The organism is Dyella sp. SYSU CM1112, assembly GCF_058216415.1.
This window is the reverse complement of record NZ_JBZEGI010000058.1, coordinates 1-495: the sequence shown is the minus strand read 5'-3', so window position 1 is coordinate 495 and position 495 is coordinate 1. Positions and strand designations below refer to the sequence as shown.

At 61.6% G+C, this 495-nt stretch carries 1 protein-coding gene; it reads right to left on the bottom strand.

Annotated features, from left to right (window positions below):
• Nucleotide 1 precedes the first annotated feature (1 nt).
• Nucleotides 2–495, bottom strand: a 494-nt coding sequence (locus tag AC4HNJ_RS21590; RefSeq protein ID WP_490481679.1) for a DUF2345 domain-containing protein, incomplete at its 5' end; no start/stop codon positions are given.

Below are 495 nucleotides of genomic sequence, written 5' to 3'. Positions count from 1 at the left end.
CTCATGGTTTCAGGTTCTTCCACAGGATCGTCAGGCCATCGAGGTTCAGGCCCTTTTGCAGCGTGGCCCGGCCTTGTGCATCGGCGACATCGCGGAGGATGGCGCCATCGTCGCGATGGATTTCATAGGTCTGGTTGGGTGCAGGCCGGCCGCTGCGAGTGCGCAACTGCATGCGCTCATCGAAAGGCATGTTTTTCCACTCATTCATCTGATTGGACAGCGCGGCGGGGCCTTGCCGGCGAAAGGCGTCGGCTTTGCAGACGTGATCGCCGCGCGTGCCCATCTCGATGCCGGTGTTGTTCAGGCGCACGTAGGAACCGCCGCAGATCAGCAGCAACTCCTGCTGTGCGTTGACCACCACGCGGCCATCGGTGCTGGTAATGCCCACATCCTGCTTGGCCTTCAACGCCATGGCCCCGTTATGCGCTTGCAGGTCCACATCGCCGTGGGCGGCGACGACCTTGAAGCCGAGCTTCTGCACGAAAAAGGCAATGC